Raw genomic sequence first — 24,516 nt, forward strand, 5'->3', positions numbered from 1 at the left:
TTTAAAACTATAAAAATTTAAATAATACTTAGTATATTATTCCATAATCAAAATTTTAACATAAATCTGATAATTATTTTAACATTAAAATAATAATTAAAAGGAATGGTTATCATAAATAAACATTCCTTTTAACTATCTTTAAAATTATTTTATAATCAATTTTTTGTCACTTTAATATAACCAACTTTTGATAATTGAGCAGTGATACAATATGCTCCAATAACTCCTATGACGATTGGAATATATACTAATGGTGGTGCTGTCATTGGAAAGACATTGTTCAATGCATATGGAATTAAGAATCCTAATAATACAACAATTCCTGTGGCAACATTAACTGATCAAGTTGGTTTTGATTGAATAAATGGAATTTGTTTTGTTCTAAACATTAACATAACAACGGTTTGAGTAATTAATCCTTCAATAAATCAACCCGATTGAAAAATTGCAACATGATAAGCGGCATTTGCCGAAGTAGGATCAGCATGATATGCACTAAAGACACCAAACCCATACCCCAAAATAATAAAGGTTATTACATCAAAAACACTACTAATTGGGCCGTTAACAAAGGTAAATGATAACATACCTTTTGTACGTCAGCGCTGTGGTTGCAATAAGAAATCTTCATCAACACGGTCAAAAACGACTGCAAATTGTGAAAAATCATAAATTAAATTTTGAAATAACATTTGAACTGGCAACATTGGCGTAAATGGAATTCATCAAGCCACAATAATTAAAGTAAAAACATTCCCAAATTGTGAAGCCATTGTTATTTTAATATATTTTAAAATATTTCCAAATGTTAAACGTCCTTGTTCAATTCCTTGTTCAATTACATCTAATGATTTTTCTAATAAAATAATATCTGATGCTTCCTTAGCAACATCAGTTGCATTATTAACTGAAATTGCAATATCACTTTGTCGTAATACAGGCACATCATTAATGCCATCACCCATAAAACCAACAACATGATTATTCGCTTTTAGCAAACTAATAATTCGTGATTTCTCCGTTGGATTTAATTTAACAAAAACATTATTAATTTCAACCGCACGTTTTAATTCATAGTCAGTCAATTTATCTAATTCTTCCCCAGAAATAATTCCTTTAATTTTCATTCCTACACGATCACAAATTGAACGCGTTACAGCAGCATTATCTCCTGTTAAAATTTTTAATTCAACACCACGAGTAGCTAATACTTTAACCATTTTTGATGCTGATGGTTTAGGAATATCTAAAAATGTTGCATAACCATAAAAAATTAAATCTTTTTCATCATTAATGTTATAAACCTTTTGATTTTCATTAACAACTTTATAACCAATTCCTAACACACGGTATCCCTGATCATTCAAACGAGTTACCGTCTTAATGATTTGTTTTCTCATTTCATCATCTAAGTCAACAATTTTATTTTGATAATAAATTTTATTTGAAACATTAATAATTTCTTCAATTGCTCCTTTTGAAATTAATTTTTTATCTGCTGCATTTTTAACAATAATTGTTAAACGACGACGTTCAAAATCAAATGGAATTTCATCAACTTTTTGATATTTATCAGGAGCAAAATAATGTGTACTTTCTTTAACATAATCAATAATTGCTGAATCTAGTGGATTTTTAATTCCAGTTTGAAAATAGCTATTTAAGTATAATAATTTCAATAAATCTGGTTCTTTTTTATTGTCGAAACTAGCATAATTAATTAACTCAATTTTATCATTTGTTAAAGTTCCTGTTTTATCTGTACATAAAACATCAATTGCCCCTAAATTTTGAATTGCCCCTAAATTTTTAAATACTAATTTACTGCGGCTCATTTTACGAGCTCCTCGTGCTAAATTACTTGTCACAATCATTGGCAGCATTTCAGGAATAATTCCAACAATAGCTGCCGCTGTTCATGTTATTCCTCCTAATCAATCACTTTTTGTTCCTGAGTAAATTAAGTAAATAATTGGTGCCATAATCAACACAAACATAATTAATAGGAATGTTACTCGTTGCACTCCTGTTTGAAAATTAGTTAAAGGGCGTTTTTCTTGCAATACACTTGAAATTGACGAAAAATATGTTTTAACTCCCGTTTGAATAACTATTGCAATTGCACTACCTGAAACAACACTTGTACCCATTAAACAAATGTTTTCTAATTCTAATAAATTAACCTTATCTGTTGTTGCATGTTTCTCAACTGGCATTGATTCTCCGGTTAACGAAGCATGATTAATAAATAAATCACGACTAACTAAAATACGAACATCAGCAGGAACCATATCCCCACTTGATAAGTAAATCAAATCTCCTGGTACTAAATCACGAACATCAATATCTTCTGATTTTTTGATTAATTCAAACATATTTTCGTAATTAATGTAAGTATATCCCTTACCATCTCGAATCACTGTTGCTTTATTACTAACAATATTAATTAATTTTTTCGTTACAAAATATGCTTTTATTGTTTGAATATAAACAACTGTTCCACTTGCAAAAATCATAACTGCTACAATAATTGCTGGTAAAATATCAGCAATTCCCCGTTCTGCAAAAGGAGTTGAAAAATACTCATAAAAATTATAAATACTAATCGCAATTAGGACTAAATTAAAAGGTCCAAAAAATGATTTAAAAAAGTTTAGAACTCAATTAAATTTAGTAGTATCTACTTTATTGTGTCCATATTCTTTTTGTAAATCTTCGACATCAGCTGTCTTTATCCCAAACTTATTACTTTTAAATTCGTTTAATAATTCAGGTTGGTTAAGTTTTGAACATGCTTTTAATTTTTTATCATTAAAACTTAGCTTTTTTAATAAAGTTTCTTTTGTTCTATCTTTTCCAAACATGATTTGTTTCCTCTCTTACTTTGTTTCTTGACACAACAAAATAAGACAAATTAACACAACTAAAAATAGTAGCAATTATAAATAACTGCGGTGATTATCTTCTTGATGGTCAGAAACAATATTAAATAATGTATTACTTTTGTAAAAATTGATACCCTTAATAATCCGGCTTAATTGTAAAAACAGTCCGGACTGTTCCTGCTGTCCAAGCATAGAAATCACCACTCTTTCTTTCTTAAAAATAATACCTGTATATTTTAGCATAAAAAATAAGGCAAATATACCTTATTAAAAAAATAATCGTAAAATTGAATAAAACAAAAATTTTTAACAAAAAATTTGAACTTATAATATATTAACAAAATCAATAATCCCTTTAGAATCATTATTAATATATAATTCTAATGGTAACACAGCAACTTTGCTATTCTTCGCAATAGCAACTACTTTTGTTGATAAATATTCTACTTGAGGAGCTAATAAAATAATATTGTAATTATTATCTAATTGCTCTGGTGTTATCACAAAAAATTGCATATCATAATTATTTTTAACAATAACATCATTAATCTTATCTAAAATTCGATTAGCACTAATTCCTGCTGAACAAATTAAAGCAATTTTTATCATTTAGACCTCCATTTATTACTTATAATTTTTTTAAATTATACTGATTATAATTTAAAATGCAATCATAACAATAAAATGTTATTACATTAAATTAATTCAATAATTTCTTAAAATAAAAAGAATACTTCTGTTAATTAATAATTAAAGTATTCTTTTCCTTTTTTTAAAATAGCTATTTCCCAAAAATTTTAAAATCAATATCTGGAATAAAGATTAGATGTAAATCCGGATTAGTTGTTACAAGTAAAATCATCGGATCATTAATTGATTTAACTTTAAACTTAATATTATTAATATTAATTCGCATTTCTAGTGCTGATGCTAAATCAGTAATTTCAGTAGCTGTTTTTCATGCCCCTCCTTTTTCATCCTGATATTCAATTTGAACTAATCCACTAACTAATTCTACAGCAGTATTATCAATTGCATCACTACTATGTCCACTAATTTTTAATATTGATGGTATAAGTTTTTTAATTTGTCCATTAAGTGGAATTGAAAAATTAAAATCTCACTTAATAAGTTTTACTTTTATTGATAAATCAGTTGTTAAATCGTAATTAAATAATTGGTTAATAAATACTTTAATTTTATCAATAGAAAGAATATCAATAAGTCCCTCTGTCCCAGATGTTAATTGTCATCAACTTGCCGGAATTTTTTCATATTTAATATTAATCGTTGTAGTTGATATTCATCAATCAACTTTTACTACAATTGAAATTAGAGTTCTATTAGCTGACCATTCACCACTTTTGCTTTTTTATCCTTCTAACAAATTATGTAAAATATGTTCTAAATTAGTACTAAATTGAAGGTTCTCTTTTTTATTTTTAGTACTTTGAATATTTTTATTAACATCTAAAAACCCATCATTGTTAATTTCTCGTGGTTTTTCAAATAAATATTGTAATAGTAATAAGATCAAATTAGGTAGTATACATTATTTTGAGGTTTTTAATAAAATTAAGTAATTAGAAACAAATTAAGTTTCGCTTATAACTAAATTGTAACAAAATTTATAAAAAATTCAACTTTTTTTAAAGCATAATTTTTATTTGAAGAAATAATTTATAAAATTATAAATTTTGACACACTAAAAAATACTTTTGAAAATAGTACAGAAAAAACAATTAATATGATTTATTGACCAATTAAATAAAAATGTTATAATTATAATTAATCAAAGTGGAGTTGGTATCTATTTTAAAAGTAATAGGCTCGGTGGTTTACAGCCTACTCCACTTTTTTCTTTTTTATCTTGGTTTAATTGTAATTTTAACAGGTTTTTTATTTTTTATAAAGATAAAAATTGATTTTGAGATTGATTTAAATTAAATATATTAAATTCAATTTTTTCTTTATTATTTTTATTAGTTTTATCAACTTTCTCATCATTAATTTGATTATTAAGTTTTAACATAGAAGCAATTAACATATTGATAAATGTTTCTTTACAATATATTTTCGCGCCACGCCCTTTAACAGCCTTAATATAATGTGATACATCACCTTCAACATGACAACCAATATTATATTCTAACGCTTGATTTTCAATTCCTTCTTTATTATTTTTAATTAATTCAATAGTTTCTAATAAAAATATTTTTTTATTACCATTAACATATGGTAAATGACATATTAAAAAATCTAATAATAATTTATAATTTCCAGTAAAGAAATATATTTTTGCTAATTTATATTTTATTCTATGAATTTTGATTCTATTTCGATTTGGGAATAATTGTTTAAATCTATTTGATAAATGAAATTTATCTAAACTATATGATACAGTGTTATTTTTATATTTTGCTTTTACTGCTCTATAAATTTTTTTAATTTGTTTTTCACCATCACTTAATATTAATATTTTATTATCTTCATTAATATCATAAGTATCCATTGATTTAAAAATTTTATCAATAAAATTATCAATATTAGATTTATCATTTTTATTCTTATGATTTTTATTCATCATTTGAAAAACGCCTTTTTTCTTTTTCATTTTTTTTCTGGTTTTTGTTGACTTTTCTTCATCAACACCAACATGCATAGTTGAAAGAAATATTTTATTTTCAACTCTTTTTTTATTTTCTCGCATTGGCACAAAAGCCCCGTCAACTTGAATATATAAAACATTATTTGGAATTTTAATTTTATTGTTATTTTTATTACTAATGTAATCGGTTTCTTCTAAATCTGCATTTTTAAAAATATTAGATATTGTTCTTTCACTAATATTAGCGTTTTCGACAGTATCTAAAATATCTTTATATCTTTTTCCATCACCCATAAATGAAGTAATTTTATTTATTAAATTTTGTTCATTTCTTTGGTATTTTTTTAAACCTAATTCTTCATCCAAAGGATAGCGATTTATATATTCATTTTTTTCTTCATCATATTTAACATATCTTCTTCTTTTTAAAGGTATATCTCCATCTTCTGTTCTAATTGTTTTTGGTATTTTTGATACAACCTTATATCCTTGTAATATTTGTCCTTGTTGATATAATTTAAATATCTCATTATCTCTTTCAATCAAGAAATTTTTAGTTTCATTTTTTGTTTCTATTCTTTTATTTTCTTTATAATTTCCTAATAAATTTTGTTTTAATTCCATTTTATAATTTCCTTTCGTAATTAAACAATTTTTTTAAATTATGATACTTAATTGATACTTAATACTTCATATAATCTTATCAAAAAAAAGGAGGCTAATTAAAAATGCAAGATTTTACAAAAATTAATAACAAAAAACGAATTACTAGTTATGAACATTTAAATAAAAAATATGATTTAAATTTCAGTGACTATAATTTTGGCTTTGATTGAAAAGTATTTAAAGATTTTGTTGGTGATAGTTATGCCCGATATTTTACTTCGCCAACTTTTTTTAAGTTTGTTTCAGCGGGGCGTGGTACTAATAAAACATGAAATCATTTAGCAGAAAAATTATTTTTTGCTTGTAATTTTACCAATGCTTCATCTAATATTCTACGAAGATATGCCAACACTCACGAAGATACTACATTTGGCGATACAATTAATGTCTGCAACTATCTATATGATAAATATGGGATTGATATAGGACCTAACAATGAAAATGGCATTGTTTGACCTAAAAATGTTAAAGAAGGTGGCGAAATTGTTTTTCCTAGTGGTGTTCGCATTGCTTTTGCGGGTTATGCTAATGGTAATAAAATTATGGGAAAAGTTGGTAAAGGTAGTGGTATTATATCGGCGTGAACAGATGAAATGATACATGCTGAAGAAAAAGAAATTTTAACGGACAAAGAACTAGATAAAAGATATAATAATTTAAGAGTTTCAATGTTTCGTTCAAAAAGTTTAAAAGTATCTTATGAAAAATATATAGACGAAAATGATAATGAACAATATAATTTAGATAATCCTATTCCAGTAACAGAATTATCTTGGACATTTCAAGAATGAGACAACATAGCAAAACAATACATAACAGTAACAACATATTTTCATAAAACATATTCTAATCAATTTACTTTTAATCCTTTTGATAAGTACCATGTCTTTTATGAAAAATTTGTAACCCCATATTTACCCTTAAATGAAAGAATTAAAAATATTTTAAAAGAACACAATCAAGTATATTCAGAAAACAAAAAAGCATTTAATGGTTTGGGTATTTTTAATTTACGATTAACAATGGGTGCTGTTTGAAATAAAATACCTAATATTACTAAAAAACTTGTTTTAACAAACAAACAAGAACGACCTGATTTATTTGAACTTGAATACTACGGTTTTGAATATAACGATAATGACCCCAGTATTTATGTTTTACGAAATTATCGTAAATATATTAAAGAGTATAATTTACAAGATTTTTATAATTCCAATACAAAACAGTATCAATTTGATAGTTATTCAATTGGTGTGGATTATGCTAATGGTAGTGAAGACCACACGGTGTTTTTATTTAGTGGTTATAAAATTAATGAAAATAATGAATATGATAAATATTTAATTGAAGAAAATGTTGTTACCCCAAAAAACGCAATGAATTTAAATGAAATAGTTGAACATTACGGACAATGAATAATCAATACTTTTGATAAATTTTATGGTTTTGAATATGCTACATTTCATTATGATATTAATGCCCACGATTTTATGCAAAAATTGCAAGAAGATATTTACCCTTATTTGGGTTATAAAATTAAAATGTTTAAAGCTAAAAAACATCAAACTTCGTTGAATAAAGAAGCGGGTATAATCAATCGTGTAACATGAATAAGAAAAATGTTTGTCCAAGGCAAAATATATGGCATTTTAAATAATTTTCCATTTTTAGATAAGTGCATTAGTGAACTAAGATTTAGTGATACCAAAACAAACACACCCGATAGTAAAATGTACCATGACCCATATGATGCTTTGTTTTATGGTTCTTATCCATATCGTTTTAAAATGAAAATATAAAAAAGGTTTTAAAAACCTTCTAAAATTTATAAATTTTATTTACTTTTTATTTATTAAATAATTAGTATTTAATGATTTTTCTAAACTAGGTGATTTTTCTTGTATTTTATTACCATCATCATTTTTCAATAGTTCAGGATGACAATTTTTATAACTTAATTTAAGATGTTTTCTAACTGAATTAAAATTTAGTATCTCAACTTCAATTTCATCACCAACATCAAAAAAATCTCTAATATCTCTAACAAAGTAATCTGAAATCTCACTAATATGAATTAAACCACCAGCCTTTTCTGCTCTACAAAAAGCACCATAAGGTGTAATGTTTGTTATTTTAACATTAACTTTATTTCCTTTTTTATACATAAAATTAAATATACTTCCTTTCTTTAAATGCTTTAATTATATCATTAAGACTATAAAAATCATTTGCAGGAATTGGGCGAGCGGTTGATTTTCTTAAATTTTTGTGATAAAATGACTTACAAGTTAAAAAAGATTTTGAGATTCTTTCAAATAAATTTGGGAACCTTTATAAAATTCTTCGCTTAACGCTTAGAATTTTTCCCAAGTATTTTGAAAAGCGCGGCAAAAGTTTTTTTAAACTTTAAGGCATTTTTCGCAAAACTTATGAAAATCCCGCGAGCCCAGATTGATTAAAAACTTTAAATAATATTGAAAGGATAATTATTATGAAGTTGTTGAAATTAGTTAAAAAACATAAAATAATATCAATATATATAATATTATCTACCATTTTAATTTTATGCATGATTGTATTAGTTACACTTACTGCAATTACTCATGAAAAAGACAAAAAATATAGAACTTTTTTTGAAAGAGATAATACTACAATAGTTTGTAATAAAGGTGAAAAAATTGGAAAAATGAAAATAAAATACAAAACAAAAGATAATAAAAATTTACAAAAATATGCAATAAAACTTTATTGTACAAACAATCCAATTGTTGAAGGAAGTTATCCTGATAAATTATATTCTATTGCCTTAGGAGGATTTTTCAATAAATTTGAAAAAAATGAATTTATATAGTTTTAATATAGATACATGAAATTCAGATGTTTATTCAAAAGAATGAGATAGAAAATATCCTGATGATTATTTCATAAATTAAAAAAGTCATTTTAATAAATGACTTTTTTTACATTTCTATTGTAACTAATGATAATTTTTCATTGTTTTTATTAAATAATTCTAAATTATTAATATTAATTTGTTCTTTTTCAGTAAAAATTGTAATATCATAATCTCCATAACCTCATATTCCTGATATTTCAATTTTGCTTAAAAAATTAATATTTTGTGAAAAAAGTATTTTAATATTATTTTCAACAAAATTATTAATTAAATTTAATCATTCTGATTTTGAATATATAATGCTTTCTTTATGAAAATCAAATAGTTTTTCTAAACATATTTCTAATTTATTATTAGAAATAATTAAATTAGTTAAGTATTTGCCATATTCTCCATCTGATAGTTTAATTTCTGCCGGAATAAGTGAAGGAATATTATTTGTTTCTAATTCGTTTGTTATTGATAATCAATTAAAAAAATTTGTTTCTAATTGATAAACTTTATTTTCTGAAATATTATTATTTATATTTTTTAAATTATTTAATTTTATATTTTCTATATTAATATTTTTTAAATCAGAAAAATTAAAATATGATGATTTTAATTTAACTCTGCAATCTTCAAATATTCAGTAATCTTTTTCTGATTCATTTGATATTGAAACTAGTTCAAAATAATACGGAGCAATTAATTTAATATCATCATTATAACCTTTATTTACTGCCATATTACTATATACATAATTTGACAACATGTATACAATTTGTTTAAATCTTTTTACTGCCCTATCATTAAGATAAGATGGGTTTCTAAATTTTCATTCTTCAAATAAACCATCAATAACATTTTCTGGTTTTTGTCCTTCAAATTTTTGGCGTAATTCAGCAATTTTATTTATAGGATTTCTTTTTTCATCATATTTAGCACCTTCAAATTTTCTATCATAATTATATCTATAAGTTAGCATTTTTTTCAATACATCTGCTAAATTACCTTTTACAGGTGCTTGTTTAAATTCTAAAACAACATTACCATAATTATTATTATTATTATTTCCAATTGTTGATACTCATTTTGCAACATCACGAGTACCAATACCAATACCTAATGAATAATTTGCTACTTGAACATAATCATTATCTTTTATAGTTATTTGATTACCTTCTGGTCAGTTTGGTTTTGGGGCTTCTGAAGGAAATGTTGCACTAGTTCCAGCAAAATTTATTTTTCCACTAGCAATTCTAACATTATTAAATACTTTTTTTTGTTTATTAGATGGTAAATCATCTATACTAGTTAAAATTAAACAATCCTTTTCCTCAATATAATTTAATGCAATTACTCATGATAAAAAACTATATCCTAATCAATATTGAAATATTCGTACATTAGGTTTTGTTTCAATTGGCATTGATAGTAAGGGTACTAAGTTAGCATTTTGAATAATTGATTGTGGATAAGAATAAACACCATTCACATTGCCTCAGCATTTAATATTTCCAAATAACATTGATTTAGGATATTTAATTTCAATTCCAGTAAAGACAGTATCTTCGGGTAATGATTTATGTAATACTAAATGAATACTATTTTGATTTTTTCATTTAAAGTCAGTTATTTTAACTAAATGAGTAGATTTAATAATATCAACACCATCAGGTGAATAAGGGCGTTTGTATTCTTCAATGATATAACATTCATTTTTGTTGTCTTCGGTAATTGGTTCATTAATAGATACTATTTTTAAGTCATAGGATTCTAAAAATTTTTTGTCTTTTTTTGAAATATCATTAATTAAAATATCTTTTTCATCAATCATTACATAACTTGTGCTATTATCTTGGACTGTGGTATTTTGTTGAATTTGTAATTTAAAATTAAAATCACTAATTTCATAACCAGTTATTTTAATATATTCATCTTTGTCAATAAAACCTATTTTAACGCTATTTTGAGAGTAGTTTAAGATTGGTTTTTGCTTTGTCTTAACAAGAATTATTAATTTTATAAATATAAAGGGTTCTAGCACGGTCTTCACTAAATAATTGTTCTAAATCGGGGTCGCTATACTGTGATTGAATAGCAAAATCTAACGGAATACTATCAATTGAATAATCAATTGGTTCATCATTTTCTGCTAATTTTGCTAACATTTTTTCAGATGGTTTTAACATTATTCTTGTTCTCCTTCTTCATTAGGAATATTGATAATAGTTTCGTTGTTTTTTAATTGTTTGTTTAAAGTAGCATTTACTGGTAAGCGAACATCAACAATTAACTCATCAATATTTTTAATATTGAATGTTCTACTATTTAAAACAGCATTATCATATTTAATTAACTTAATAATAAATTCAGTTAATTTAATCTCTCTAATGTATATCATTTGTTCGTATGATGCATTTGTTTGAATATTTACACCAGCAACTTCTGCTTGCGTTTGTTGTGCTCCCTTAGCGATTGCGGGAACATGATGGCGATTTATTTTATAGTAATTAGTTAACAATCAATCATATATTTTAGTTAATTGTTCACCTTTAAAATTACCAGCGATATAGTCTACTGGTTGAAAATTACTATCAGGGTCTCCTTCAACTAATAACAAGTCATTTTCAATAAATGATGCCAGCATTTTACTAATTTCTTGGTCAACCACACCAGTAACTCCATTAGTATTAATGGTAAATTTACCACTATTTAACAATGGGTCTAACATTATCTTTTCAGCAATAATATCTAAAATACTAGCAAATTGCTTACCATAGCGAGCAGAAGGTTCAAAATTAGAGTTATTAGGAATTATTTCAATTGGAATAAAATTAAGTGGCAATATTTCTTCTCTTTGTAAAGTTGTATAGTTATTTCATTTAACATCATCAATATATAAGTCGGTAATAGTACTATATAATCGTGTTTTTAACTTTCTAATAACTTTAACTTGTTTAGTTACAGAATCAATCTCTAATTTTTCAGTAATAAAAATACTCTGGTCATTTTTAATATAAGGGTCATAATCAAAAGTGCAAGATACTAAATTACCTAATTCATCATAATGGTCATTGTAAAAATCAATAGTAATAAAATTAAGTTTTGAATTATTAGCAAAAATAAAATATGCACCCTTACCATTTTTATTAATTTTATATTCGTTATATCAATTCTTATTAGTAAAGTCTTGCATTTTTAAAAAGATATTAATTAATTTAGAGTTTATTTGTTGATTAGTAATAAAATTATAAATGCTAATTTCTAAATCTCGTGGATTTAAAAAATTAGCATTATCTTCACAAATTCTTTTTTCTAAAATCTCATTATGTTTTTGAACAGTAACATTTTTACGATTAGTAATTGTTGATGCTAAATTAAGATAATAACTATCAATATCATATTCTTTTTTTAATTTCTTTTTGGCTGGTAACAATCCCATTTATAACACCTCTTTATTTTGTTTCTTCTTTTTTAATAACATCTTCAATACTATCTTGTTTTTTATCTTTCTTAAAAAATTCAAAAATTTTATCAATTAAATAGACTAAAACACCACTAATAAGTAATGATAAACCAATATAAAAATATTCTGGTCATGAAATTTCAATTACTTTAAATGCTTTGCAAAAAAATAACACAATTGCACTTATTATTAAAATTGCCCCTAATCCCCAAATAAATATTTTACGAATTAATAATAAAATTTCTGATTTATAATCTTTTAAATTCATTTATAACACTCTACTTTCTTTCTAAATTATTTTTTTATTTTAATAAATTAGCATTAATTTGTAATTAATTCATTATTATTTTTAATTGTAATATTTTTATTAAACATAATTATCTTCGTTAATTTATTGTAACTCTTCTAATTTTAGAATTGTTGGCGAATATTCATCACCCGTCATTGAAATTACTACTTTATGATTATTAGAAGAATTATCTACATTTAAAAAACCAATTCTTGTTGCCCCGCCTTTTCCCAAGGCCAAACTAGTTGAAATAGTTTGCAAACCACCACCATTATTTTTACATTCAAAACAAGTTGTTATAACAAAATCTGCGGTTGGTCGTTCTCAAATAAAATGAACTTTATATTTTTTCCCTAAAATAAATTTATATTTAATTACTTTTTCGTTTACTCTTTCTCCAACTTCTTTTCACTGCCCAATACTTTTTTTAAAGCATAATGTTCATTAATGTATTTAGTGGTTGGTAATGTGTCATCTGTTGCTTCTAGTCCGGGCGTTTTGTTTGTTTTAACAACACTAAAATCTGCAACTTGGTCATTATTTTGGAAGCTTGGGTCTCATATTCTTAATTCACCAGTTTCAGCACTAAAATCAGCATTATTACGCTTACTAACATTTGGCATTAAAGTAATTTTATTTTGTTTTAAATCTGAAACCGCAATTTCTCCATTATTATTTTTAATAATACTTTTATTATCAATCTTAGTTTTTTCTTTTTCTATTAAAACATCAACTTCAAATTGGGTATAATATGCTTCTAAATCTATCATTGTTAAATCAATACCTTCTTTTTGAAAAGTACGAAACATTTTTTTTAAAGTTGTTAGATTAGCCAATGATTTTGCATAGCTAGGCAATAGACCTTGTCATGTTGCCATAGGGTCATTTTGTGAAGAATAATTAATATCACCAACACTCATATTTGCCGAAGTAAAAAATTCAATTGGAATGCGATTAAATGTTCAATGTTCAATCGTAATAAACACCATATTAATACAAATTTTCTTTAATAATGGGTCTTTAAATGTTTCAAATTTTAGCTTTGAAAATGGATAGTTTAAGTAAGAATTAATCATATTTTGGGCTCTTAAAGCAAATGTTTTAAATCATAATTCTACATCACCTTTAAAGAACTTATTATAACGAACTGGAACTTGTGTAATTTTACCTGTCATTGGAATAAAATTATTATAATTTTCCAAAGTAACATTTTGTCATAATTCATTTAACATTTAATCATCTCCTTATCATTTATTTCTTTTTGATTTGATTTTATTTAAGATAAACTTTTTACTACTTGATAGTGTTTTTGTTTTAATTTTTTTGTTTAAATCTTGTTTTGTTCTGAGTTGTTTATATGCTTGAAATACTAGTCCATTACCCAATAAACTAGTAATTGCACTATCTTCTAGCGTATTTAACAATTTATCTTTATTAAAGTTATTTTTAAATTGTTCTTGCATTTTTAATATCTTAGCAATTGTCCGATATATTTTAAAACTATCTTTTACTACTTGCTGATAAGCAAGTGGGGCAATAGAAACTAAATTAAACAAACTTGTTTTTTTAAATCCCCAACCAATAAACCACTCACTGTTCATATAGAATTTAAACGGTTCAGGAGCCAAAACAAACTGTTCTGCTTTGATTAAAGTTGTCATAACGACAATAGGGACATATTTAGGATTTTTGTAATATATTGTTAAAGCAACTTCACCCGCAACTGATAAAGGAACAATTTTAACTGCTAAAAAAACATCAGAACCATAAGCAAAAGGTAATAATTGACCTTTTTTAATAGCCTTAGTTTCAAATTTAGATAATATTTTTTTAGTTTTATCAGTAATTTTACTAATTACTTTTTGTTTAATAGTAATTATTTGTTTTTCAATAGGGGCTAATAATTTTTTAGTTACTTTTTGAATATAAAAATTTGGGTTTAAATGATTTAAAATTTTATTTAATTTAATTGGTGTTTGATGAAAAATATTTAATAATTTATTATTATATATTTTACTGCCCCTCATTAAATTAGCATTTAATAGTAGATTTTTACCAACACCTTTTTTATGAAGATTAGTCATAATGTTATATCACTCATTAGTATTAATTTTACTTATTTTATCAATATTTAATCCATATTCAGACAATCATTTATTAGCATTTTTTTCATTCACGCGTGGTATTTTTTGAACTAATTTAGGACTTATTTTTTGAATATTTTTCTCAATTTTTAATAAATTATTAATTGTTTCTAAATTAGAAACTTTAAAACCTTTATAAAAATCATTTCGGGCTAATTTTCCAATTGTATATAATAAAGTTTCATTATTAGCATGCTTTGTAAAATCAAATATTAATTTAGAAGATAAAATCTTTTTATCTGTAACTTGCCTTACAACATCTTCTAAATTATTAGCAGTTATTACACCTAATTTTTCAAGTAGTTTAGTTTCTTTTGCTAATTTTAAAATTCTAGTTGTTCGAACAGCACGCGTTAATTTACCAATTCCACCAATTGCTGGTAACAAATTTAAGGCGGTACTTTTTGCTGTTACTTCTGATGTTAATTTATCATATATTTGATTTACGGCAAAATCGGTTGCTGTTTCTACTCCAAACGAGATAAATGCTGCGGCAAAATTAGATAATCCCGCACCAAGACCAACAGCCGAAGCAATACCACCAGTTAAAACTGATAAACCAGGAGCTAAAACTTGAATTCCTAAAAATTCTAATAACTGTAAACCAAAACTTTTTTCTTGTTGTTGGATTGACAATCTAGTTGGATTTTTTTTAACAGCATAAATAAGGGCTGTTTTAGATGTTCCAATTGGCATATCATTTATCAAACGAAAAAGTACTATTTTTTAGTACTATTAAGAATTTTTAATTTTAACATCAATCGGATTTGTTTGACCAGTAGCGTTGTTTTTACCTTCAATTTGAACTGCAACTGTTTTATCATTTGTAATATTAATTGGTCAGTCTTCACCTTTACTTTCAATAAAGTAATCAAAATCACTTTCAGTTAAAGAACTATTTACTGCTTTTACTGCTTTTAAAACAACATCTTTAAATTGTGGTTTTAACTGTTCGGCTGTTGCTTTTGTTGGGTCTGTAACATGTATAGTTGGTTTATCTATTTTATTAATTTTACTAATATCAATTTTTGCAACAATATGTTTAATAATTCCCTTAGGTTCAACTACTGCTCCACCTAAATATAAAACTCTTTCCATAATCAAAGTATTACCCATACCAGTACCTAACGCAGCAGCACCAACTCTTAACGGAGTATGGTCTTTTTTGCGTAAAATAAGAGGGTCATATTTTTTGCTAAACTTAAAGGCAATTGCATTAACTCCATTTGGTAATAATTCAATTGTTCCTTCTGAACCATCTTTATTAATAATTGGTAATTTTTTAGGAACCATATAGTATGTTGTTCCTTCAACAGTTTTCATTGCTCCACTTGTTGTGATTACACTATTTATTTGGTCGTTTGCTCCAAGTTGTAACTGTAATTTATTACGAATTCCACGAATAAAATCAGCCGAACCTAAAACAATTGTTTCTGATGGAGTAAAGCCGTTTTCATATATTTTATCCATAATTTCATCATGAATTTGTAAAGCATTTGTATCATCTGCTTTTTTGCCTTGAATAGTTGTAACTGTTCCTTTATTAATAATTTCTAAAATTTTATTACGTTTATAAGCAACTTCAGTATCCATTGCTTGTTCAATATCAGCTGCTCAAAGATTAGGATTAAAATCACTTTCTATGGGATCTAATTTACGAGCAAAAGTTAAAATTGTATCTAATTCAACAATTCCATCTTCAAATTCCACTGTTGAATATTTTAGTAGGTTATCATCAGTATTAAATACTTGTCCTTCGTTTCCTAGACCTTCATTGTATTTAATATTTTTCTTTCTTTTATATGTTAAACCAAACTTATTGGCTTCTTTTCACGCAAATAGTGCTTCTCAACTAAATTTTTGTTGATAAGTTTGTAAATATCATTGTTCAAATGTTTCTCGGTCTCTTTGTGTTGCTTGATTAGCAATATCTCCGAAAATTCTTTGTGGATTTTGTGCCACAATTATCTCCTTCTTTCTTATTTATTAAATACATTGTCTGTATCTAAAATATTGTTTTCTTTGTTTACTACTTTTGGTACGCCCCCAGTATTAACTATTTGTACCTTAATTAATTCATCATAAACACTTTGCAATTGTGCTTTAATGATTTCAATATCATCAGTAATATCATAAGACTTTAATAAAACATTTTTAAATTCTTCATTATCAGTTAAAGAATTAATAAAGTCAATTATTTCAATTTGTTTTAATTGAATTATTTGTTGTTCAATTTGTGAAGTTAATTTAGTATTTTTTGTTTGTAGTTCGTTGATTTGCTGATTATTACTTTCTAAATTACTTGCATTAAATTCTTCAACTTCAGCAGTATTTTCTAAAATAATTTCAGCAGTTTTAATATCTAAACTACCATCTTCATTTTTAATAGGTTCATTATTTTCATCAATAAGAACATATTTTACATTTTTTAATGCCATTGTTTTTCCTCCTATTTTTTAATATTTGTATTTATTCTTTTTCTAATTGCTTTTTGTATAATTTCAAAACTATCTACTCTAAAAGACAAAAAATAGCGCTTAGTTTTTATATTTAACTGATTAAATACTGAGCCTTTAATTTTTATCTCATCATCTTTTTTTAATTTCAAAAACTCAGTTAAAACAGATGGGTTATATATTGATAATGTTGAGTAATTTAATCCTTCTCACTGACATTTAGCCGAACAAGCATCAACTTCAACACCACCAGCAACAAGAGCCTTAATTTTTGTTTTAATAGGATTTTCATGTAATCTAACAGTTAATTCTAACTTATTAACTTTTTTATTTTTTATTTTAGGTTTACAGTTATTAGAATTTTTAGGTAAATTACTTTTTGTTTGAGACATTATTTAACATCCTTATTAGATAATTTGTCATATTTTGAACTGTCAACTAATATTCAATCGATAGAACCTGTTGAATATGGATTTTTGTAAAAATCTTCTTTATATAATTGTTTTGCTTCTAAAGTATATTGATTACATTCTAAATCTGCCACATCTTGTTTTAATTTAGATATTTCTTTATCTTTTTCAGCAAGTTCTTTTTTAAGTGTTTCATTTTCTTCTTTAATTTTGTTAAATTTAATTGATTCTGTTATAGTCATTATTTATCACTTCCTTTTTTAAAAAATATTGTAAATGTTTTCAAGCATCTAATTCGTGCTCTGACATTTTAATATTTCCTTTATAAATATAATTTTTTTTAACAACTGGCGATTGTAAAACATAATTTAAATTAAATAGATATTTACATAAAACTTTTAAACCACCAATGAATTTAGGAGTAGATAATGGATTTTTTATTTTTAAACCTTTATGAAGTTGATAATCTTCAATTATTACAACAACTTTATTTAAATAAGAACAAATTTTATTTTTAAATTGATTTAATATTAAATATATATTATTTATTGCTTCTTCTTCATTTTTGGAATTAAAAGTAATATTATTAATTATTTTCTTTTGCAAAACATTATAAATAATAATACCAGTTTGACCAACTCCAGCAGGGTCAATTGCAATAATATATTTTAATTTATTTGTTTTATTTTTTTGTCAATTTGTAATATTTTTCATCCATCGGATGCTAAATCTAAAATATCGTTAATTTTATAATATTGCATATATGAAACAATAACATCTCACTTGTTTTTAAATAAATTTAAGTACATTTTGGCTCATTCTAAACATTGCAAATCATAATGCTTTTTATGATGTGAAATACGACAATTAATAGGTTGACAATTAATTCAATCAAATGATGCTGTTATTTCATTTCAAGTTTTATTAATATATTTGCTTTTATATTCTGTCATTTTATCTATACTCCTTAATTCTTTTTATTTGTTGCTCAAATTTCATTATTAATATCATTTACCGTTACTGGATAAGCTCGTATCATTAATTCTTGTAATTTATTTTTAATTTTTTTATTTCATTTTTTCATCAAATATTTTTCCTTCTGTAAAAAAACATAATATTCCTTTATTGGTTAATATTTTGATATTTAGTAAATAATTTATTTTAGTATTTAATTACTTCGCCGCCCGCTTCACTTTGGGAAGTGAGCGGGGGCGGATAGGATATTTTGATAGAGTTTATCCCCCATACGGAAATAAACAAAAAACAGTTTACCCAGTTATTAATTACGCTTCATCCATCCCTACACAACTTTATATAAAGAAAATAACCTTTTGGAGTTCCAACCCTCTTGTTTTTTTAGTGTCCGATATTGTTTTTTTCGGTTTAACAGCACTTTTTTTATGAAAACAAGCCAAAAAACACATGCTCTGACATTTCGCAAGTGATTAATCTTGCCGAGAATTAAAGAAATAAATAGGAGTAGTAAATCCAATCGCTTTCACACTTTCTTTAAGGCTTCGTGCCATAGATGAGTTATCCATCTTTAAGCATCAAAAAATATTAAGTTTTAGATTGCATTATTCATCAGATAGTACCTTTATTAAAAATGATATTATTAGTTGTTAAACCGAAAAAATATAATAAATCACAGAAAGGAAATTATAAAAATTAACTAATTTGTAGGGAAAAAATAGGTTAATTTTTAATTTTAAAGATACTATCTGATGAATAATGCAAATAAAAAAATCGCTCTAATAAGCGATTACTTTAATTTGTATTTAATTACTTTATTTATAATTTTTATAAAACCTCAACTTTTTTCCGACTACCTCAAATTTTGTGATTTTTGTTGTTCACGTTTCTCAAGAACAAAATTACGGAAATGAATAATATCTGGTACTAAACTATTTAAAATATTAAGATATTTTGCTTTAATTTTTATTTCTGCAGTAGTACCTAACAAGAGATCTTTCTTTTTTGTTTCATTAATTTCACCATTTTTAAGCATTTTATTAGCAAGTGGTAAATTCATTAATTCATTATTAACAAAGGCTTCTCATTTTTTTCAATTTTCATTATCCGCATTAAATGAAGTTGGAATAACTTTTGGCAAATTATCAAAAAGATGAAACGTTGTAACCAACGATAAAATCTTGCCAATTGCTAAGGTAGTGTCTTGAAAGGGAAGATTCATTTTAGTTAAAACCATCGTCATACTTTTATTTAATTTTTGAACTGTATCATTTGTTCATTTTAAATTATTAGTAGCAACAGGAATTAAAAAATTTGAATCTTTTGTTTTTAGATTAGTTAATTCTTTATCTTTATAATCAGCAACAACTGTTAATTCTCCATAATGAGCAGTTCCATCTTCTGCAATTTCAATAGGCGTAAATTTTGTTTGTGTTAGCATTAAATCATCACTAAATTCTTTAAATTTACTTTCTAAAATGCTGAAAGTAGCATCATTGTTAACATTTTGATATTCATTACTTTCAACAACAAGAGGTGACAATTCACTAAAACTAGTTAATCGTTTAATAATTCGATTTTTTTCATAATCAACACTAGTTCCCCCATTGTTATCATTATCTCCCCCACTTGTTGTATCAATATCACGGTGTCCAGCAGGGGTAGGTGCACATCCACTCAAGCTAAAAACAGGTGAACTTGTTAAAATAACACTACTTAAGATAAAAAATTTTTTTCATTATTTATATCTCCTTTTTTATTTTTTAACTTGTAAAATTTTATTTAATTAAAAATAACATTTAGAAGACTATACTAATTTAAACACTCTCGTTGATAACCATTTACAATAATTTTTAATTCTTTTTCACTACGTTTATTTACTAGCATATGCATTTGCAAAGACTTAATAGCATCATTTAATTCACATAAATTAATGAAACTAAAATTTTCCCTAATATTTTGTTGTTTTAAAATTAATGAAAGTTTTTTAAACATAATTGTACTATTAACAGAAAAAGCAAGGGAAATTAAAACAAAAACATTTTGTGAAAATAATACAAGAGAAATATTAGTTTCATTTAAAGCACAATGAAATGGCTTAAATGTATTGATATAAGCTAAAATTTTATTAATTAAGACAATTTTTAAATATTTTGTTCAATATTGTTTAAAAAAATATATTGTTGCAATAAATGAAATAAAAACTAGAAAAATAAGAATAATCATATTGTCTAAGCCTTTGATGCTAGCTTTATGAATTGCAAATATTGTTATTAAACTAACTTTAAATATAATTGAAAAAAGACAAATAATTGAATCATTATAATAATTAGGAAGCAATTGTTTACCAATTAAGATTCATAAACTAATTAAGCAAACTGTTAAGGAAAGGAGATTACTAAGAACCAATAAATTCGTTGTATCCATTAGTAAAAAATAAAAACTAGTTTGAATTCCGACTAAAAAGATAATTGTTAAACTTTGTTTTTTTAAAACAGTAAGATTTGTAAGATATGAAGCAAAATAAACAACAGCAAAAAAACTAATACCTTAGCAATAAATAATATTAATGGTCAATCAATATAATTAATTTCAAATAGCCTGTTCATTTTACTACACCTTACCTTTAAAGAATTATTTTACCTTATTTGCAAATATTATATAGATTTATTGTCAAAAATGCAAAAATGTTTTTTAAAAATAAATGTTATAATTAAAGTGAACTTAATAATGTTAATAATTAAAAATTATTAATATTATTAAAAAAATATAGTAGGAGATAAAAACAGCGATGTTGCCAGAAAAAATTGATCTTTTTATCGATGAACATGTTGATAAACCCTTATCAGAATATATTAAAGAGAATCCAAGATTTATTTTAGAATTTGTTAATAACTTATCATGAGAAGAAAAATTTGAATTAATTAATGATTTTGTTACAGAAAATGATGAAATTAATCACGCAGTTAATACTTTAAATAAATATCTTTCTTTATTTATTGAAGAGGAAATTAAAGAACGCCTTATTCAGAATATTTCAGAAGAAGAATATTTACGTCATAAAGCAATTGTTGAGATTTATGAAAAAGCTAAAAATGAAGGAGAATTAAATGAAAAAGATTCTTCTAATTAAAAAAATAATACATTTGGTTAAATGTATTATTTTTTTTTAATTAATTACTTTTATCTAAAGAGAATTTAAAATCGTATTTTTAAAATATTTTTTACTAATAATCTGCCCGTTTTTATCTAAATAAATAGTAATTGTCACTTCAGTATTATTAATTTTTTCTAATTGACTAGTTGTTAAAACATTATATGGTTTTTCTGTCATACTAATTTCTTTACAACCACTTTCTTTTAATTGTTCAATAATATTACCATTTGGAAATTTGTGGCTTGCTGCTCCCATAAAATTACGTCATGATGTATTTTCCTCATCATATGTAGCTGGAATATAACAATTTTCTGGACTTAATTTTTTAAAAAACGATTTATCAAGAGAATTTTTACTTCCATGATGTGGCACTTGATAAATATCAATATTTTTAAAAATATCAGGTTTTTGACTAGCAATAGCCTCTCCAAGTTTTTTTTCAGCATCACCAGTAAAAAAAATCTGTTGGTCCAATTTTAAAATATAATACATTTGATAAATTATTTCGATTTACTTGTTTTTTATGACTTTCTTTTTCAAGAAAATCTTTTGCATAATAACTTCAATTATGAAATTTAATACCCTCAAAAATATAAAATTCTTCCAACTTATCATAAATTTTTGTATTAGAGCTAATTGAATCACTAATTTTTTTCATAAATTCATTTGCTTCATCAATAAAAATGATATTATCAACTTGAAAATTATTTAAGATACTTCTGAAATTTGAATAATGATCAGTATGAAAGTGACTGAAAAAAATAGCCAAAATCTTATTAATTCCCTTTTCTTTTAAAACCTTAGTTGGTCAAATATTACCATTATATAATTTAGTATTTCATGCACGTGGTGACCCACCAATTCCAATATCATAAACAATCGCTATATCACCTTTTTTTATAAATTGAAATAAACCATTATTAGTTGCTAACATTGTATATTCATAATATGGTTTTGTTTCATTATCTATTGTTTTATCATCTTTTGTTTCATCATCTATTGATACTTTCACATCTTGAGAATCCTCATTAAGTTTAGCATCAATATTTTCATTTGGTAAATTTACTTCTTCTGAATTATTTGAACAAAATGTACAACTCACAATAGAAGTAACAAATATATTATTTACTGATAAACTAGTTAATAAGGCAAATATCTTTTTTATTTAATATTTACCTCGCTTTCTTTATTAATAAACAATAATTTGTTAATTTAAAATACAAACAAAAACAAACAAAACTTTTCTCATAGTCTGCCCTGATTGTAGCATTGCATAAATGAAAATGGTTTGCTTTTTTTTATATATTGATGTCCGCATTAAATTTTAAAAACTAAAATTTTATTTTTATCAATTTTGGGACCGTTGCAAAGATACGGGTTGTTAGTTAAAAACAAGATATAATCTTGTTTTTTCTTTTATGTATAAAGAATTTAAAACCTAAAAAAAGGAAGTGGTAAAGATGATTAATTTATTATCAGAAAGTAGTAATTGAGACAAAATTTTTAGTTTTATTTTTGATGTATTTTTGTTTATTTTTGATGTGATTTGAAATACTAAATTGCCAATGGCAAAAACAACGATTGCTTATTTTGTGATCTTTTTTATGGTTATTAAATTATCAATTTATGCTATTCATGGTACATCAACACAATATAATGAATTAGGTTCAACTGTTCAAAATAGTACATCAAAATTATATTCTTCAACAGCAAAATATTAAATAGTAAAGGTAGTAATAGTAATGAAAAAAAACAAAAAAAATTAATTTATACAACCAACATAGTATTAATTTTTATCGTAGGATTTTTATTAAGCATTATTTTATATTTGCTATATAATACTTATTTAAACCAAAAAATAATACTACTAAATACAATTATTAGTGACCCAAATTTACAAGCAATTAAAACTAATGGTTCCCATCTTCCAACAGAAGAGCAAATTAAAACTATATTAAAACAAAAGTTCCCAGCATTAAAGATTAATAAAATTCAAATTAAAAATAATATTACGGCTACAACGGCTACAATTACTTCTAATGATTTTAAGATTTACCGAGGTTCAGTTACCCTTAATTATCTTCTTGATAAATCAGTGTTAAATCAAATTAATTTAAATCAACAATATGTTCCAAATCAAACTTGAATGCAACAACGTGGCTATAATGGCTTATGAATTAGTAAGAACCCAGCAACAGATCTTGAAAAAAATTTAACAAATGCCTTTTTAAGTCATGCTGAATATCCTAACTTACCATTTTATGAAAAACCAGAATTTAATTCATATAAAGAATTATTAAATTTTTTAAATCCAAAAACTAAATCATCTTTAACGAATTTTATTAATAATTATTGTCCGACATATATTAATAAATTAAAACAATTAATGGTAAGATTTTATAATTATATGGCTAGTAGTTGAGGAAAAAATAATGTTCATAATGTATTAAAATGAATTGATATTGCTCAAGTTCTTGATGCAGATGGATATGGTCATTTAGACCATCATATTCAAATTCATGCCCGAACATTACAATGTTATTATAATGCTATGGGAAATCATTCATTTTATAAATAGC

28 protein-coding genes and 1 pseudogene are annotated in these 24,516 nt (G+C 24.5%); 5 read left to right on the forward strand and 24 right to left on the reverse strand.

Features of this window, described 5'->3' with window-relative positions:
- Positions 1 to 152 precede the first annotated feature (152 nt).
- The 6 genes from mgtA to AACL22_RS06160 form a co-directional block, all read right to left on the reverse strand.
- The gene (mgtA, locus tag AACL22_RS06135; RefSeq protein ID WP_338990436.1) at positions 153 to 2,867 is read right to left on the reverse strand and encodes a magnesium-translocating P-type ATPase; all 2,715 of its coding nucleotides are present in this window, start codon (positions 2,865 to 2,867) and stop codon (positions 153 to 155) included.
- A 75-nt stretch (positions 2,868 to 2,942) separates the two neighbouring features.
- Positions 2,943 to 3,131: a hypothetical protein gene (locus AACL22_RS06140; RefSeq protein WP_338990439.1), complete on the reverse strand. Its 189-nt coding sequence runs from the start codon at positions 3,129 to 3,131 to the stop codon at positions 2,943 to 2,945.
- Positions 3,132 to 3,212: 81 nt separating this feature from the next.
- Entirely contained in the window at positions 3,213 to 3,497 is a 285-nt protein-coding gene (locus tag AACL22_RS06145; protein ID WP_338990441.1) for a pts system IIb component protein, read from the reverse strand.
- Positions 3,498 to 3,669: 172 nt separating this feature from the next.
- Positions 3,670 to 3,804, reverse strand: a complete 135-nt coding sequence (locus AACL22_RS06150) for a hypothetical protein (protein WP_338990443.1) — start codon at positions 3,802 to 3,804, stop codon at positions 3,670 to 3,672.
- A gap of 456 nt (positions 3,805 to 4,260) precedes the next feature.
- A complete protein-coding gene (locus AACL22_RS06155; RefSeq protein ID WP_338990445.1) occupies positions 4,261 to 4,425 on the reverse strand; it encodes a hypothetical protein in 165 nt (54 codons plus the stop codon).
- A 369-nt stretch (positions 4,426 to 4,794) separates the two neighbouring features.
- A complete protein-coding gene (locus AACL22_RS06160) occupies positions 4,795 to 6,120 on the reverse strand; it encodes an Mbov_0401 family ICE element transposase-like protein (protein ID WP_338989482.1) in 1,326 nt (441 codons plus the stop codon).
- Between the two features lie 104 nt (positions 6,121 to 6,224).
- Between AACL22_RS06160 and AACL22_RS06165 the strand changes: the two genes are divergently transcribed.
- Positions 6,225 to 7,961, forward strand: coding sequence for a hypothetical protein (locus AACL22_RS06165; protein WP_338989481.1), 1,737 nt, complete (start codon positions 6,225 to 6,227; stop codon positions 7,959 to 7,961).
- 39 nt (positions 7,962 to 8,000) lie between these two features.
- Here AACL22_RS06165 and AACL22_RS06170 read toward each other — a convergent pair whose 3' ends face one another.
- Positions 8,001 to 8,327 carry a S1 RNA-binding domain-containing protein gene (locus AACL22_RS06170; RefSeq protein WP_338990447.1) on the reverse strand — a complete coding sequence of 109 codons (327 nt, stop codon included), beginning with the start codon at positions 8,325 to 8,327 and terminating at the stop codon, positions 8,001 to 8,003.
- A 326-nt stretch (positions 8,328 to 8,653) separates the two neighbouring features.
- Between AACL22_RS06170 and AACL22_RS06175 the strand changes: the two genes are divergently transcribed.
- The gene (locus AACL22_RS06175) at positions 8,654 to 9,013 is read left to right on the forward strand and encodes a hypothetical protein (protein ID WP_338990448.1); all 360 of its coding nucleotides are present in this window, start codon (positions 8,654 to 8,656) and stop codon (positions 9,011 to 9,013) included.
- Between the two features lie 109 nt (positions 9,014 to 9,122).
- Here the strand turns inward: AACL22_RS06175 and AACL22_RS06180 are convergent, their stop codons facing one another.
- The 15 genes from AACL22_RS06180 to AACL22_RS06250 form a co-directional block, all read right to left on the reverse strand.
- Positions 9,123 to 11,087, reverse strand: coding sequence for a hypothetical protein (locus AACL22_RS06180; protein ID WP_338990450.1), 1,965 nt, complete (start codon positions 11,085 to 11,087; stop codon positions 9,123 to 9,125).
- The gene (locus tag AACL22_RS06185) at positions 11,044 to 11,232 is read right to left on the reverse strand and encodes a hypothetical protein (RefSeq protein WP_338990452.1); all 189 of its coding nucleotides are present in this window, start codon (positions 11,230 to 11,232) and stop codon (positions 11,044 to 11,046) included. Before AACL22_RS06185 ends, AACL22_RS06180 begins: the two co-directional genes overlap by 44 nt.
- Positions 11,232 to 12,485 carry a hypothetical protein gene (locus AACL22_RS06190; protein WP_338989078.1) on the reverse strand — a complete coding sequence of 418 codons (1,254 nt, stop codon included), beginning with the start codon at positions 12,483 to 12,485 and terminating at the stop codon, positions 11,232 to 11,234. The genes AACL22_RS06185 and AACL22_RS06190 overlap by 1 nt, the downstream gene beginning before the upstream one ends.
- Before the next feature lie 13 nt (positions 12,486 to 12,498).
- Positions 12,499 to 12,777: a hypothetical protein gene (locus AACL22_RS06195; RefSeq protein ID WP_338989080.1), complete on the reverse strand. Its 279-nt coding sequence runs from the start codon at positions 12,775 to 12,777 to the stop codon at positions 12,499 to 12,501.
- A gap of 123 nt (positions 12,778 to 12,900) precedes the next feature.
- Entirely contained in the window at positions 12,901 to 13,038 is a 138-nt protein-coding gene (locus AACL22_RS06200; protein WP_338989081.1) for a hypothetical protein, read from the reverse strand.
- 146 nt (positions 13,039 to 13,184) lie between these two features.
- Positions 13,185 to 14,030 carry a hypothetical protein gene (locus tag AACL22_RS06205; RefSeq protein WP_338990454.1) on the reverse strand — a complete coding sequence of 282 codons (846 nt, stop codon included), beginning with the start codon at positions 14,028 to 14,030 and terminating at the stop codon, positions 13,185 to 13,187.
- 12 nt (positions 14,031 to 14,042) lie between these two features.
- The gene (locus AACL22_RS06210) at positions 14,043 to 15,638 is read right to left on the reverse strand and encodes a hypothetical protein (RefSeq protein WP_338990455.1); all 1,596 of its coding nucleotides are present in this window, start codon (positions 15,636 to 15,638) and stop codon (positions 14,043 to 14,045) included.
- 39 nt (positions 15,639 to 15,677) lie between these two features.
- Complete coding sequence (locus AACL22_RS06215) at positions 15,678 to 16,904, reverse strand: hypothetical protein (protein ID WP_338989314.1); 1,227 nt, start codon at positions 16,902 to 16,904, stop codon at positions 15,678 to 15,680.
- 17 nt (positions 16,905 to 16,921) lie between these two features.
- A complete protein-coding gene (locus tag AACL22_RS06220; protein ID WP_338990456.1) occupies positions 16,922 to 17,380 on the reverse strand; it encodes a hypothetical protein in 459 nt (152 codons plus the stop codon).
- 11 nt (positions 17,381 to 17,391) lie between these two features.
- Positions 17,392 to 17,790, reverse strand: a complete 399-nt coding sequence (locus AACL22_RS06225; protein ID WP_338989310.1) for a hypothetical protein — start codon at positions 17,788 to 17,790, stop codon at positions 17,392 to 17,394.
- The gene (locus AACL22_RS06230; RefSeq protein WP_338989308.1) at positions 17,790 to 18,050 is read right to left on the reverse strand and encodes a hypothetical protein; all 261 of its coding nucleotides are present in this window, start codon (positions 18,048 to 18,050) and stop codon (positions 17,790 to 17,792) included. Before AACL22_RS06230 ends, AACL22_RS06225 begins: the two co-directional genes overlap by 1 nt.
- Entirely contained in the window at positions 18,028 to 18,522 is a 495-nt protein-coding gene (locus AACL22_RS06235) for a hypothetical protein (RefSeq protein WP_338989476.1), read from the reverse strand. Before AACL22_RS06235 ends, AACL22_RS06230 begins: the two co-directional genes overlap by 23 nt.
- On the reverse strand, positions 18,477 to 18,761 hold the full coding sequence (locus AACL22_RS06240) for a hypothetical protein (RefSeq protein ID WP_338990457.1): 285 nt from the start codon (positions 18,759 to 18,761) through the stop codon (positions 18,477 to 18,479). The genes AACL22_RS06235 and AACL22_RS06240 overlap by 46 nt, the downstream gene beginning before the upstream one ends.
- Before the next feature lie 872 nt (positions 18,762 to 19,633).
- Entirely contained in the window at positions 19,634 to 20,461 is an 828-nt protein-coding gene (locus AACL22_RS06245) for a hypothetical protein (protein WP_338990458.1), read from the reverse strand.
- A gap of 131 nt (positions 20,462 to 20,592) precedes the next feature.
- The gene (locus tag AACL22_RS06250) at positions 20,593 to 21,006 is read right to left on the reverse strand and encodes a hypothetical protein (protein WP_338990460.1); all 414 of its coding nucleotides are present in this window, start codon (positions 21,004 to 21,006) and stop codon (positions 20,593 to 20,595) included.
- A 565-nt stretch (positions 21,007 to 21,571) separates the two neighbouring features.
- Between AACL22_RS06250 and AACL22_RS06255 the strand changes: the two genes are divergently transcribed.
- Complete coding sequence (locus tag AACL22_RS06255) at positions 21,572 to 21,913, forward strand: hypothetical protein (protein WP_338990461.1); 342 nt, start codon at positions 21,572 to 21,574, stop codon at positions 21,911 to 21,913.
- Between the two features lie 54 nt (positions 21,914 to 21,967).
- Here AACL22_RS06255 and AACL22_RS06260 read toward each other — a convergent pair whose 3' ends face one another.
- Both AACL22_RS06260 and AACL22_RS06265 read right to left on the reverse strand, forming a co-directional pair.
- Entirely contained in the window at positions 21,968 to 22,429 is a 462-nt protein-coding gene (locus AACL22_RS06260) for a hypothetical protein (RefSeq protein ID WP_338990462.1), read from the reverse strand.
- Positions 22,350 to 23,039, reverse strand: coding sequence for an MBL fold metallo-hydrolase (locus AACL22_RS06265; RefSeq protein WP_338990464.1), 690 nt, complete (start codon positions 23,037 to 23,039; stop codon positions 22,350 to 22,352). The genes AACL22_RS06260 and AACL22_RS06265 overlap by 80 nt, the downstream gene beginning before the upstream one ends.
- Positions 23,040 to 23,397: 358 nt before the next feature.
- Between AACL22_RS06265 and AACL22_RS06270 the strand changes: the two are divergent.
- Positions 23,398 to 23,652: pseudogene (locus AACL22_RS06270) on the forward strand (hypothetical protein); the annotation flags it as partial.
- A gap of 113 nt (positions 23,653 to 23,765) precedes the next feature.
- Positions 23,766 to 24,515 carry a hypothetical protein gene (locus AACL22_RS06275; protein WP_338990466.1) on the forward strand — a complete coding sequence of 250 codons (750 nt, stop codon included), beginning with the start codon at positions 23,766 to 23,768 and terminating at the stop codon, positions 24,513 to 24,515.
- Position 24,516: the final 1 nt, after the last annotated feature.

This window comes from Spiroplasma endosymbiont of Seladonia tumulorum (assembly GCF_964020235.1).
Classification (GTDB): domain Bacteria; phylum Bacillota_I; class Bacilli_A; order Mycoplasmatales; family Mycoplasmataceae; genus Spiroplasma.